This is a genomic window from Actibacterium pelagium, from assembly GCF_002285415.1.
GTDB classification, from domain to species: Bacteria; Pseudomonadota; Alphaproteobacteria; order Rhodobacterales; family Rhodobacteraceae; genus Actibacterium_B; species Actibacterium_B pelagium.
This window is the reverse complement of the sequence record NZ_NSBU01000007.1, coordinates 134,881-148,111: the sequence shown is the minus strand read 5'-3', so window position 1 is coordinate 148,111 and position 13,231 is coordinate 134,881. Positions and strand designations below refer to the sequence as shown.

The 13,231-nt window shown below is 60.6% G+C and carries 9 protein-coding genes; 3 read left to right on the top strand and 6 right to left on the bottom strand.

All coding sequences use genetic code 11. The annotated features are described in order from the left end of the window. Positions 1 to 43: 43 nt before the first annotated feature. The 4 genes from aspS to CLM58_RS09605 form a co-directional block, all read right to left on the bottom strand. On the bottom strand, positions 44 to 1,897 hold the full coding sequence (gene aspS / locus CLM58_RS09620) for an aspartate--tRNA ligase (protein ID WP_095597043.1): 1,854 nt from the start codon (positions 1,895 to 1,897) through the stop codon (positions 44 to 46). Between the two features lie 130 nt (positions 1,898 to 2,027). After that, positions 2,028 to 2,669 (bottom strand): CPBP family intramembrane glutamic endopeptidase, encoded by a 642-nt coding sequence (locus tag CLM58_RS09615; protein ID WP_095597042.1) that lies wholly within the window; start codon positions 2,667 to 2,669, stop codon positions 2,028 to 2,030. A 70-nt stretch (positions 2,670 to 2,739) separates the two neighbouring features. After that, positions 2,740 to 3,381 carry an aminotransferase class IV family protein gene (locus CLM58_RS09610; protein ID WP_095595729.1) on the bottom strand — a complete coding sequence of 214 codons (642 nt, stop codon included), beginning with the start codon at positions 3,379 to 3,381 and terminating at the stop codon, positions 2,740 to 2,742. Further along, on the bottom strand, positions 3,342 to 4,487 hold the full coding sequence (locus tag CLM58_RS09605) for an aminodeoxychorismate synthase component I (protein ID WP_095597041.1): 1,146 nt from the start codon (positions 4,485 to 4,487) through the stop codon (positions 3,342 to 3,344). The genes CLM58_RS09610 and CLM58_RS09605 overlap by 40 nt, the downstream gene beginning before the upstream one ends. A gap of 135 nt (positions 4,488 to 4,622) precedes the next feature. On the opposite strand from CLM58_RS09605, the gene CLM58_RS09600 reads away from it, so the two are divergent. From CLM58_RS09600 to CLM58_RS09590, 3 genes are all read left to right on the top strand, one after another. Next, positions 4,623 to 5,912: a glycosyltransferase family 87 protein gene (locus tag CLM58_RS09600; protein WP_095595728.1), complete on the top strand. Its 1,290-nt coding sequence runs from the start codon at positions 4,623 to 4,625 to the stop codon at positions 5,910 to 5,912. A gap of 132 nt (positions 5,913 to 6,044) precedes the next feature. After that, complete coding sequence (gene carB / locus CLM58_RS09595; RefSeq protein ID WP_095595727.1) at positions 6,045 to 9,374, top strand: carbamoyl-phosphate synthase large subunit; 3,330 nt, start codon at positions 6,045 to 6,047, stop codon at positions 9,372 to 9,374. Between the two features lie 63 nt (positions 9,375 to 9,437). Then, positions 9,438 to 9,704, top strand: coding sequence for a hypothetical protein (locus CLM58_RS09590; RefSeq protein WP_095595726.1), 267 nt, complete (start codon positions 9,438 to 9,440; stop codon positions 9,702 to 9,704). Here the strand turns inward: CLM58_RS09590 and CLM58_RS09585 are convergent. Together CLM58_RS09585 and gcvP are read right to left on the bottom strand one after the other, a co-directional pair. Then, positions 9,681 to 10,193: a BrnA antitoxin family protein gene (locus CLM58_RS09585; RefSeq protein WP_095595725.1), complete on the bottom strand. Its 513-nt coding sequence runs from the start codon at positions 10,191 to 10,193 to the stop codon at positions 9,681 to 9,683. The two genes, CLM58_RS09590 and CLM58_RS09585, sit on opposite strands and share 24 nt — an antisense overlap. A 112-nt stretch (positions 10,194 to 10,305) precedes the next feature. Beyond that, on the bottom strand, positions 10,306 to 13,155 hold the full coding sequence (gcvP, locus tag CLM58_RS09580; RefSeq protein WP_095597040.1) for an aminomethyl-transferring glycine dehydrogenase: 2,850 nt from the start codon (positions 13,153 to 13,155) through the stop codon (positions 10,306 to 10,308). Positions 13,156 to 13,231 lie beyond the last annotated feature (76 nt).

Sequence of the window (13,231 nt, the reverse complement as noted above, 5' to 3'; positions counted from 1 at the left end):
AGGTCAGACAAGAAAAAGCCCCGCGCTTGGCGGGGCTTTGATCTTAGTCCTGCTGCTCTACCACCCGAAGGCTGAGCTCTCGCAGTTGCTCGTTTGTGGGATCCGACGGCGCGTTCATCATCAGATCTTCGGCGCGCTGGTTCATCGGGAACATGATGACCTCGCGGATGTTCTGCTGGTCGGCCAGCAACATCACGATCCGGTCGATCCCGGCAGCACAGCCACCGTGCGGCGGGGCGCCATAATGGAAGGCTTGGTACAGGGCGCCGAAACGCTCTTTCACTTCGTCTTCGCCGTAACCGGCCAGTTCGAAGGCCTTCAGCATGATCTCGGGCTTGTGGTTCCGGATCGCGCCGGAAACCAGCTCGTAGCCGTTACAGGCCAAGTCGTACTGATAGCCCAGAACGTCCAGCGGATCGCCGTTCAGCGCATCCATGCCACCCTGCGGCATCGAGAACGGGTTGTGTTCGAAATCGACCTCGCCGGTTTCTTCGTCCTTTTCGTAGATCGGGAAGTCCACGATCCATGCAAAGGCGAAACGGTTCTGTTCGGTCAGGCCCAGTTCGTCACCAATGACGGTACGGGCGCGGCCTGCGACGGCCTCGAACACTTTCGGCTTGCCGCCAAGGAAGAAGGCCGCATCGCCGACACCCAGACCCAGCTGCTGGCGGATCGCTTCGGTACGCTCGGGGCCGATGTTCTTGGCCAGCGGACCGGCCGCTTCGTTGCCAAGTGTGATCTCGCCCGATTTGACCAGCGCGTTCACCTCTTTGACGGTGATGCCACGCTCTTGCGCGATCGAGTCCGGCGACTGCTTGCGCCAGAAGATGTACCCCATGCCCGGCAGGCCCTCTTTCTGCGCGAAAGAGTTCATGCGGTCACAGAACTTGCGGCTGCCGCCACCCGGCGCGGGGATCGCGCGGATCTCGGTGCCGTCCTGTTCCAGCAGTTTCGCGAAGATCGCAAAGCCAGAGCCGCGGAAGTGATCAGAGACAACCTGCATCTTGATCGGGTTGCGCAGGTCGGGCTTGTCGGTGCCATACCACAGCGCCGCGTCCTTATAGGAAATCTGCGGCCAGTGCTTGTCGACCTTATGACCCCCGCCGAACTCTTCAAAGATGCCTTCCAGAACCGGCTGGATCGTGTCGAACACGTCCTGCTGTTCAACAAAGGACATCTCAAGGTCCAGCTGGTAGAAGTCGGTCGGCGAACGGTCAGCGCGCGGGTCTTCATCGCGGAAGCACGGCGCAACCTGGAAATACTTGTCAAAGCCCGAGGCCATGATCAGCTGTTTGAACTGCTGCGGGGCCTGCGGCAGGGCATAGAACTTGCCCGGGTGCAGACGCGACGGCACTAGGAAGTCGCGCGCGCCTTCGGGCGAGGACGCGGTGATGATCGGCGTCTGGTATTCACGGAAGCCCTGATCCCACATGCGACGACGGATCGAGGCGACCACGTCCGAGCGCATCGTCATGTTCTTCTGCATCACCTCGCGGCGCAGGTCCAGATAGCGATAGCGCAGGCGGGTTTCTTCCGGATACTCCTGATCACCGAAGACGATCAGCGGCAGCTCTTCGGACGCGCCAAGCACTTCGATCTCGCGCACGAAAACCTCGACCTCGCCGGTCGGCAGTTTCGGGTTGATCAGCTCGGGATCACGGGCCTTCACTTCGCCGTCGATGCGGATACACCATTCGCTGCGGACCTTCTCGACATCGGCAAAGGCTGCCGAATCCGGGTCACACAGAACCTGGGTCACACCGTAATGGTCGCGCAGGTCGATAAACAGGATACCGCCGTGGTCACGGACACGGTGAACCCAGCCCGACAGGCGGACCTTCTCGCCTACGTTGTCTTTTGTCAGCTCGGCGCAGGTATGGCTGCGATATGCGTGCATCGTGGTCCCCTTGGGCGCGGTGGTTAAAACATCTGCGCCGATACACATGGAAGCGCTCGGGAAGTCAAGTCAGAGTGGCCCGATTTGGGTGCGAATACGGGTGCGAAGGATATTTGGCGGCGTGACCGGGTCAGAAAGGCCGCGTGACGTTGCCCGAATAGAAATAAACGCCCATCCCGATCAGGAACAGCAAATTGCCCGCAATCGCGTGCTGAAGCACCGCCTGAGGGAAGTTGCGCTGCTTTTCATAGGACCAGGCAAACACCAACCCGCCGCAGAACGTCATGAAAGCGACGATCCAGTTCCAGTACATCAGATGCGCGAAAGAGAAGATCGCTGCATTCAGAACAAGCGCCAGTTTCGGCGACGGCAGCAACTCTCCGTACCGACGGAAGAACAGTGGGCGATAGATCAGTTCCTGCGGCAGCGCAGACATGATCGGGTAGAAGATCCAGATCATCACCAAAAGCTCCGGCCGCCAGCGCAGGATCTGGAACAGATCTCCCGGCGCAGTCAGGTACATCACCACAAGGCTGAACGCGACCACCGCGGCGGTCAGGGTTCGTGTCATGCGCCAGTCGATATTGCGCGCACCGGTCTTCAGCTGCCCCCACTCAAACCCGGGCGTTCGGTGCAACAGGATCACGCCCAGCACCATCACCAGCCCAAGTACGGTGAACATCCGTTCGGGTGGCAGGAAGACCGCCATGATAATGGGGGCCACGATGAACAGCCCCAAGAACTCGGCCCACAGTTGGACACGGCGGGGCATAATTCGGTTTGTCTGTTCAACTGTTGTCATCGGGCGCCTTGGGTTGCTGACATCCGATATAGGCTTGCGATTAGGCCTGAACCAGTCGTGCCGGGATTAAGCCGCGCAAAGAGTTGCCAACAAACAGCGGTCCTTCCTGAATGTCCCGCGAGGTCAGGACATGTTCTTTGGCCCGCCCCGTCTCCAGCAACTCTTCCCGCAGCACGCCAGGCAGGCACCCGCTGGCCAGTGGCGGGGTCAGCAAAACCCCGTCCCGTTCTAGGAACAGATTGGTGATCGTACCCTCGGCCAGCTCTGATCGTTCGTTCAGGAACAGCCACTCGTCGACCCCGTCGGGCAAAGTGGCGCGGGCGCGATCATAAAGCGCGCGCTGGCTGGTTTTGATCTGCAACCAAGGATCGTCGGACTGCAAGGTCTCGGGCGAGATCGCCACGCGCCATTCTTTCGCCGCCTGAGGCAACGGAAAGGTTTCCAGCCGCACCCCTTGCCCCGGGGCAAAGGTCAGCCGCAACCGTATCGGGCCGTCGCCGATCACGCCGTCCAAATGGGCCGCAGCCTCCATCTTATCGAAGGACAGGCCCAGCAGGGACGCGGTCCGCTCCATCCGTTGCAAATGCCGAAGCCCCCGTACCGGCCCATGGGCCGGGTCATACCGCAGGGTCTCGATCAGCGTCAGCCCATCGGGGAGAGGTTGGTAAAGCGCGCTTTCCACAGGGCCTCCTCATACTCTGACGCGGCGGTGCTGTCATAAACCACGCCGCCCCCCACATTCAGACGAACCCGGTCGGGACCAGTTACCGTCAGCGACCGGATCGCCACGTTGAAATTCATATCGCCAGAGGGCGCAATCCAGCCGATGGCCCCACAATAGGCACCACGCGGGTCGGGTTCCAACTCTCGAATAATCTGCATCGCCCGGATTTTTGGCGCCCCGGTGATAGAGCCGCAGGGAAACAGCGCCTCGAAGATATCAAACAGCGTCGCGCCCTCGCGCAGCTCTGCCCGCACGGTCGAGACCATCTGATGTACCGTCGCAAAGGTTTCGACCTTGAACAGCTCTGGCACCTTGACCGAGCCAACCTTCGCGACCCGGCTGATATCATTACGCAGAAGATCCACGATCATAAGGTTCTCGGCCTGATTTTTCTCGTCGCTGGCCAACCACTTCCGCGCCCGGTTGTCGTCTTCGATCGTATCGCCGCGCGGCAAGGTCCCCTTCATCGGGCGTGTCTCGATCACACCGTTCGCCACTTCGAAAAACAGTTCGGGCGAGCGTGACAGGATCGGCTTGCCGCCCAAGTCCAGCATCACCCCATGCGGCACCGGCTGCGCCAGCGCCAGCGCCCCGTAAAGGCCCAGCAATGGCCCTTCGAAACGGGCCTCCATCGGCATAGTCAGGTTCGCCTGATAGATGTCGCCCGCCGCGATATACTCTTTCACCGGATCAAAGGCCTGCGCGTATCGCGCGGCATCCCATGCAGGGACAGGCTTTGACAGCTTTGCCTGCGCCACCAACCCAGCGGCCTTGGCAAAAACCGCCCCGCCCGGTTCAGGCGCCTCAAAGACACCGAATTCCAGCAGGGGCACATCGCGACCCTCTGGCATCAACTCTTCCAGCTTCGAGGAAAACACATAGCCCAGTTCATAGCTGGCCATCCCCGCCAGCCACTTGCCCTGCGCCTGCGCGGCTTGCATGGCCTCAAAGGCCGCGGGCACCTCTGACGCGGTGTCCGCACGGATCACCGAACCGGGCACAGCAAACAGCGCCGGATCGCCCAATGGGCCGTGATCGAACAGAACAAAAGGCGCGTCGGCCATCAAGGGATTCTCCATCCGCGGGTCGCGGTCCCACAGGAACTAGGTTACCGACGCAGCACACGCAACCATTGCCCTGACCCGCCTTCCCTGCCTACAAACGTGCAAGACGTTCCAGAGGCGAAAAGGCCCGAGCAGATGAGAAAACTCAGCCCGACCCGGATCATGATGATCCTTGTGCCGATCTGGCTGGTGTTTGGCTGGATTGGCTTCGTCGACAACAATCCGATTTCAGATGGCTACAGCAAGGGCGGCGACCTTTATGCCCTCTATATGGCCGGGGTTGCCTATCAGGCCGGGCTGCCTGAACTGGTTTATGCCTCTCCTGAAAACTTCTTCTCGGGGGATATGCCCGGCGGTTGGGGTCAGTTGATGATCAGCCGAGGGATGCCGGAAAGCTTTGCCTTCCCCTATCTCTATCCACCGCTTTGGGTCGGAGTGGTCGCACCGCTGACAGACATCGTGTCGATGCACAGCTTTGGCACAGCGGTCCTGATCGCACATATCCTGATGCTTGCGGCACTGCCTTGGATGGCGCTGAAGCTTGTGGGCGCAACAGATGCTCCTTGGGCGGCGCTCTGGCTGATCATCGCATTCGGCTTCATGGTCGGGACGACACCGTTTCAAAGCGCGCTGTTTTTCAACCAGCTTCAGATCACCTCCAGCTTTCTGATCGTCGCAGGGCTGCTTGCCTACCGAGGGGACCGAGCCGTTATGGCAGGTGTTCTAATCGGGCTCGCCGCGTCCATCAAAATCGTCCCAGCGCTTTTTGGTCTGATCTTTCTTCTCGACCGGAACTGGCGCGCCGCTGCGGTGACCGCCCTGACCGGAATTGCCCTGCTATTGGCCAGCATCGCCATGATGGGCGTTGACCTGCACCAACACATGCTGGCGCAATTCCAAAAGATCAGCGCAATGACACCGATCGGCCATTCAAACTGGGCACTGGAATCGCTGTTGTATGAGGTCCACCGCTGGCTGACCAGCACCCCGATGCCCGACACCTCGAACGAGGTGATGCCTGTTCTCAACGCGCCCGCATGGGTACAGACCACGCCGCGCATGTTGTTGATCCTTGGCATCGCCCTGACCGCCGCACTGTCCTGGTCCGCCCCCGCCAAATCAAAGCTTGGCCTACAAGTATTGGCCCTGTCCTTGCTTCTGGCCTTGATGGGCCCACTGGGGTGGAGCCACTACTTCACCCTGCCGCTGCTATTGCTACCCTGCCTCATCCCGCCGTCCCCAACCGGACGGTTCTGGGCAATCTTTCTGGGAATCGGCGCCGTCATCAGCATGGTGATGTTTCAGACACTGTTACCGCTGAACGCCTTGGCACAGGCTACCGTTATCGGACCTGCCCTGGTGATGCTGGCCCTATTATTGTGGACTTTCCCCATGTTGGGGTCGTCTTCGACCTCTGCGCGCTAAAGCGACGCCTAAAATCTTCATTTCTTAGGCCCACGCCCCCTTGCGTATCGCCGCGCCAGAGCTATAACCCCCAACAATTTGCGTGCACCTGTTTCGGGTGTGCCTCGACTGCTGCTGCCTAAGGGGTCTCTCATGCCAAAAAGAACTGATATCAAGTCCATCATGATCATCGGTGCAGGTCCCATCGTCATTGGACAGGCCTGCGAGTTTGACTACTCCGGCGCCCAGGCTTGCAAGGCCCTTCGAGAAGAAGGCTACCGCGTCATTCTGGTGAACTCGAACCCGGCGACGATCATGACCGACCCGGAACTGGCCGATGCCACCTATATCGAGCCGATCACCCCAGAAGTTGTCGCCAAGATCATCGAGAAAGAGCGCCCCGACGCGCTGCTGCCGACCATGGGCGGCCAGACCGGCCTGAACACCTCGCTTAGCTTGGAAGAAATGGGCGTGCTGGACAAGTTCGGCGTCGAGATGATCGGCGCCAAGCGTGACGCGATCGAAATGGCAGAAGACCGCGCCCTGTTCCGCGACGCGATGGACCGTCTGGGCATCGAAAACCCGCGCGCGACAATCGTAACCGCGCCGAAAGATGCAGATGGCAAGAAAGACCTCTCCGCAGGCGTCGCGCTGGCGATGGAAAGCCTGGACGAGATCGGCCTGCCCGCGATCATCCGCCCTGCTTTTACCCTTGGCGGCACTGGTGGCGGCGTGGCCTATAACCGCGACGATTACGAAGCGATCTGCCGTTCGGGCATGGACGCCTCACCCGTTGGTCAGATCCTGGTCGATGAATCGCTGCTGGGCTGGAAAGAATACGAGATGGAGGTTGTGCGCGACAAAGCCGACAACGCCATCATCGTCTGCTCGATCGAAAACGTCGATCCGATGGGTGTGCACACCGGTGACTCGATCACCGTGGCCCCGGCCCTGACGCTGACCGACAAAGAATACCAGATCATGCGGAACCACTCGATCAACGTTCTGCGTGAGATCGGCGTGGAAACCGGCGGTTCGAACGTCCAGTGGGCGATCAACCCGGTAGATGGCCGTATGGTCGTGATCGAAATGAACCCGCGCGTGTCGCGTTCGTCGGCTCTGGCCTCGAAGGCCACCGGTTTCCCGATCGCGAAGATCGCCGCGAAACTGGCCGTTGGTTATACACTGGACGAGCTGGACAACGACATCACCAAAGTCACCCCGGCCTCGTTCGAGCCGACCATCGACTATGTCGTCACCAAGATCCCGAAATTCGCGTTTGAGAAATTCCCGGGTTCTGAACCTTACCTGACCACCGCGATGAAGTCGGTGGGCGAGGCCATGTCCATCGGCCGCACCATCCACGAGTCGATGCAAAAAGCTCTGGCCTCGATGGAATCCGGCCTAACCGGGTTTGACGAGGTCGAAATCGAAGGTGCACCTGAAAAGACTGCTGTCATCAAAGCGATCTCGGTCCAGACCCCTGACCGCCTGCGCACCATCGCGCAAGCCATGCGCGAAGGCCTGACCAACGACGAGATCCAAGCCGCGACCTCTTTCGACCCTTGGTTCCTGGATCGCATCCGCGAGATCATCGAAGCCGAGGCCGAGGTCAAGAAAAACGGCCTGCCCCTGACAGAGCGTGGCCTGCGTGACCTGAAAATGCTGGGCTTCACCGACGCCCGCCTTGCCAAGCTGACCGGCCGCGACGAAGACAACGTCCGCCGCGCCCGCCTGAACCTTGGCGTGAAGGCCGTCTTCAAACGCATCGACACCTGCGCGGCAGAGTTCGAAGCGCAGACGCCCTATATGTACTCGACCTACGAAGCGCCCGCGATGGACGAGGTCGAATGCGAAGCGCGCCCGTCCGACAAGAAGAAAGTCGTCATCCTTGGTGGCGGTCCGAACCGGATCGGGCAAGGCATCGAATTCGACTATTGCTGCTGTCATGCCTGTTTCGCCCTGACCGATCAGGGCTATGAAACCATCATGATCAACTGCAACCCCGAGACCGTGTCGACCGACTATGACACTTCGGACCGTCTGTATTTCGAGCCGCTGACCTTCGAACACGTCATGGAAATCCTGCGCGTTGAACAGGAAAACGGCACCTTGCACGGTGTGATCGTGCAGTTTGGCGGCCAGACCCCGCTGAAACTGGCGAATGCGCTGGAAGACGCCGGCATCCCGATCCTGGGCACCACGCCCGACGCGATCGACCTTGCCGAAGACCGTGAACGCTTCCAGGCGCTGGTCAATGAACTGGGTCTGAAACAGCCGAAGAATGGCATCGCCTCCACCGACGCCGAAGCCCTTGAGATCGCAAAAGACATCGGCTTCCCACTGGTGATCCGCCCGTCCTATGTTCTGGGTGGCCGCGCGATGGAAATCGTCCGCGATATGGGCCAGTTGGAACGCTATATCAAAGAGGCCGTCGTGGTCTCGGGCGACAGCCCGGTCCTTCTGGACAGCTACCTGTCCGGTGCGGTCGAGCTGGATGTCGACGCGCTGTGCGACGGTGAAAACGTTCACGTCGCGGGCATCATGCAGCACATCGAAGAGGCCGGCGTCCACTCGGGCGATAGTGCCTGCTCGCTGCCACCGTATTCGCTTGGCCAAGACGTTCTGGACCGTATCAAAGAGCAGACCCACGCGCTGGCCAAGGCCCTGCACGTGGTCGGCCTGATGAACGTGCAGTTCGCCATCAAAAACGACGAGATCTACCTGATCGAGGTCAACCCGCGTGCTTCGCGCACCGTGCCCTTCGTCGCCAAGGCAACCGATAGCGCCATCGCATCAATCGCCGCGCGCCTGATGGCGGGTGAGCCCCTGTCAAACTTCCCCGAGCGCCCCGCGTACAAGGAAATCGACAGCACAGAGCCGCAGCCGATGGCCGACCCGATGACACTGGTCGACCCGAACATGCCGTGGTTCAGCGTGAAAGAGGCCGTCCTGCCCTTCGCCCGCTTCCCCGGTGTCGACACGATCCTTGGCCCGGAAATGCGCTCGACCGGCGAGGTCATGGGCTGGGACCGCTCCTTCGCCCGCGCCTTCCTGAAAGCACAGCTTGGCGCAGGCATGGTCCTGCCCGAAGGCGGCAAGGTGTTCTTCTCGATCAAGGATGACGACAAGACCCCGCAACTGGTCGAAACCGCACGAATCCTTGTCGATCTGGGCTTCGCCATCGTCGCCACCCGCGGCACGGCCGCCTTCCTTGAAGGCCACGGCATCGCATGTGAGGTCGTCAACAAGGTCTATGAAGGCCGCCCCAACGTGGTTGACATCTTGAAAAACGGCGAGATCGACCTTGTCATGAACACCACCGAAGGCGCGCAAGCTGTTGAAGACAGCCGCGAAATCCGCTCGGTCGCACTCTATGACAAGATCCCCTACTTCACGACTGCCGCAGCCAGCCACGCAGCTGCCCTAGCGATGAAATCGCGGGAAGAAGGCGATGTCGAGGTGCGCAGCCTGCAAGGCTAAACCCCAGTACGAAAACCATGCTAAGGTCATCTCCATTGAATTGGAGATGACCTTTTGCGTTTCATGATCCTTGCCATCCCGCTCGCCGCCTGCACAGCCCCGGCCCCGACCGAGCTGCCCCTGATCCGCGGCTACCGCGCCCCGGCCGACCAGTGCCAGCTTGTCGGAGAAAACGCCTTCACCAACCAATACCTAGACCACACCGCCGACCTCGTCGCCTGCCCTGTCGGGTACGAAGGGACTGGTGTATTCGTGACAGAAACCGGGGCGGTGTTTTTGGAAACTTTGACTGGCTACGACCTATTTTCAGTTCCTACCAATCAAGGATGAGGCAGCCCCCACCCCGAGAGTTGGCAAAGGGCGCCTACCCTTGGGCCGACCAGGCGATGCCCCGGCATTGTCTCCTCGGTGAAACGGTAGATAACACGCCCAGTGCCGCCTCTTCGGTCGCAGCCCCTCTCGCTTCGCTTGGTCGAGACCTAGGATGTAGTCGGTCGTATCAGGCCCCTCGACCAGCTTGGCCAGCCGCATGTGCGTATAGGCTCGCAGCACGCGGTTCATCCGGTGCTGATACCCCGGCCCCAGCGCCTTGAAGAACTTCACCACATCTGCGTCAAACCGAGCCGTCACCCGTGTTCGCCGGTCGTCGAGGCGGTCTTCGTCTTGCCAGATACTGTGCCATTCGGTGGGGATCTGACCAAATGTCATCAGGCGCGAGTGCAGATCATGCTCGATCATCGCCAAGGCATCGGTGCCAGAGGACCAGTGCAGGCGCTCAGCCTTGGTCATCTTGTTTGGGGTCACTTGGGTGCGGGGCATGGGGCCTCTTATCGTTCGAAAAAGAGGCCCCAGCCTGTCGTAAAGGCGTTAACGCCTTCCCGTAGATCCGTGCGCACAGGTTCTGTACGCTGTCTGTACGGGTTCTGTATCGCTATTCTGCCGCCTCGGCATAGTCCTCTAGCGGAGGACAGGTGCAGATCAGGTTGCGGTCGCCGTGCACGTTGTCGACGCGGCCGATCGGGGGCCAGTATTTGTCGACGCGGAAGCTGCCCGGAGGGAAACATGCCTGTTCGCGGCTATAGGGGCGATCCCATTCGGCCACGAGGTCGTTCACCGTATGAGGCGCGTTTTTCAGCGGGTTGTTAACCGGGTCCATGTCGCCCTTTTCGATCGCTGCGATCTCGTCGCGGATCGACAGCATGGCGGTGATGAACCGGTCCAGTTCGGCCTTGGTTTCCGACTCGGTCGGTTCGATCATCAGGGTTCCGGCGACAGGCCAGCTCATGGTTGGGGCGTGGAAGCCGCTGTCCATGAGGCGCTTGGCGATATCGTCAACGCTGACGTGGGCGCTGTCGGCATAGGGGCGCGTGTCAAGGATACATTCATGCGCCACACGGCCCTTGCCGCCCTTGAACAGCACGTCATACGCACCTTCCAGCCGCTTGGCGATGTAGTTGGCGTTCAGGATCGCGACCTTGGTCGCCTGCGTCAGGCCCGCGCCGCCCATGGCAAGGCAATAGGCATAGGAAATCAACAGGATAGAAGCCGATCCATTGGGTGCCGCCGACACCGGACCTGCGATATCGCCACCCAAAGGGTTGCCCGGAAGATAGGGTTCCAGATGCGCCTTAACGCCGATCGGACCCATGCCGGGGCCACCACCACCATGAGGGATGGCAAAGGTCTTGTGCAGGTTCAGGTGGCTGACGTCGCTGCCGATCTCACCCGGTTTCGACAGACCGACCATCGCGTTCAGGTTGGCACCGTCAAGGTACACCTGACCGCCGTACTGGTGCGTGATCTCGCAGACCTCGCGTACGGTCTCCTCGAACACGCCGTGGGTCGAGGGATACGTGATCATACAGGCAGCCAGATTGTCGCCTGCTGCTTCGGCCTTGGCACGGAAGTCTTCGACATCCACGTCGCCGTTCTCGGCCGATTTCACCACAACAACCTTCATCCCGCACATCTGGGCCGAGGCCGGATTGGTGCCGTGCGCCGACACTGGGATCAGGCAGATATTGCGGTGCGCGTCGCCGTTGGCCTTGTGGTAGGCCGCAATGGTCAGAAGGCCCGCATATTCGCCCTGCGCGCCAGAGTTCGGCTGCATCGACATCGCGTCATAGCCGGTGGCCTGACACAGAATTTCCGACAGCTCTTCAACCACTTGCGCGTAACCCGCCAGCTGTTCCGCCGGTGCATAGGGGTGGATGTTCGAGAACTCGTGCCATGTGATTGGCATCATCTCGACCGCGGCGTTCAGCTTCATGGTGCAGGACCCCAGAGGGATCATCGCCCGATCCAGCGCAAGGTCGCGGTCGGCCAGACGGCGCATGTAGCGCATCATCTCGGTCTCTGCGCGGTTCAGGTGGAAGATCGGGTGTGTCAGATAGTCCGACTCGCGCGCGTTGGCCTCGGGGATGCGGTATTCGATATCATCAGGGTCGTCCTGACGCGTGATCCCAAAGGCAGCCCAGACTTTTTCGATCACGGCACTGCGGGTGGTTTCATCGACGGACAGGCCGATCTTGGTGTCGCCAACCTTGCGTACGTTGATCTTGCGGGCCGCGGCGGCCTCGATAATCAGGCCCTGCATCGGGCCAACGTCCACTGTGATCGTGTCAAAGTAGACATCGGGCTGTACAGAGAAGCCTGCCGCTTCCAGACCCTTCGCCAGACGCACTGTCTTACGGTGGATCCGCTGCGCAATCGCCTTCAGCCCCTCAGGCCCGTGGAAGACCGCGTAGAAGCTCGCCATCACCGCCAACAGCGCCTGCGCTGTACAAACGTTCGAGGTCGCCTTTTCGCGGCGGATGTGCTGCTCGCGCGTTTGCAGGGACAGGCGATAGGCCTTGTCCCCGTGTGAATCGATCGACACACCGACAATCCGTCCGGGCATCGAGCGTTTCAGTTGGTCGCGGCAGGCCATATAGGCCGCGTGCGGACCACCTGCCCCCATTGGCACACCGAAACGCTGCGTGTTGCCCACAGCAATATCGGCACCCATGGCGCCCGGCTCTTTCAGCAAAAGCAACGCCATCGGATCAGCAATCACGATGCCCAGCGCCTTGTTTTCATGCAGTGCATCCATCTCGGCGGTGAAATCGCGGACGTGGCCGTAAGTACCCGGGTACTGGAAGATCGCACCGAAAACGGCGGTGGCATCCAGATCGTCAGGCGCGCCGACAATCACCTCTATCCCCAGAGGTTCCGCGCGGGTTTTCATCACTTCGATGTTCTGCGGGTGGCAGTTTTCATCGACGAAGAAGCTCATCGACTTGGACTTGGACATCCGCTGCGCCATGGCCATCGCCTCGGCCGCGGCGGTCGCTTCGTCCAGCAGGGACGCGTTGGCAACCGGCAGTCCGGTCAGGTCCGACACCATCGTCTGATAGTTCAAAAGCGCCTCAAGCCGGCCCTGCGAAATCTCGGGCTGATAGGGCGTATAGGCCGTGTACCATGCCGGGTTTTCAAGAATATTGCGCTGGATCGCGGGGGGCGTGGTGGTGCCGTAATAGCCCTGCCCGATCATGGTCGAGAAGACGTCGTTCTTCTTGGCCACCTGCCGCATGTGCCAGATCAGCTCGCGTTCGGAGAGGGGTTTGCCGAACTCCAGCGGGTCGGCCTGTCGAATGCTTTTGGGCACCGTTTCGTCGATCAGCTGGTCAAGGCTGTCGACACCGACCACCTTGAACATCTCGGCCATTTCTTCGGGCGAGGGCCCGATGTGACGACGGTTCGCAAAGTCATAAGGGCGATAGGTTGTGGGCGTGAAGGGCATGGTGCCTCCGGTCATATCAATAGGGCCAGATCCCGTGGCGCATTGCGGCGCCACGAGAGAAGTTCGTTTTTAGGTC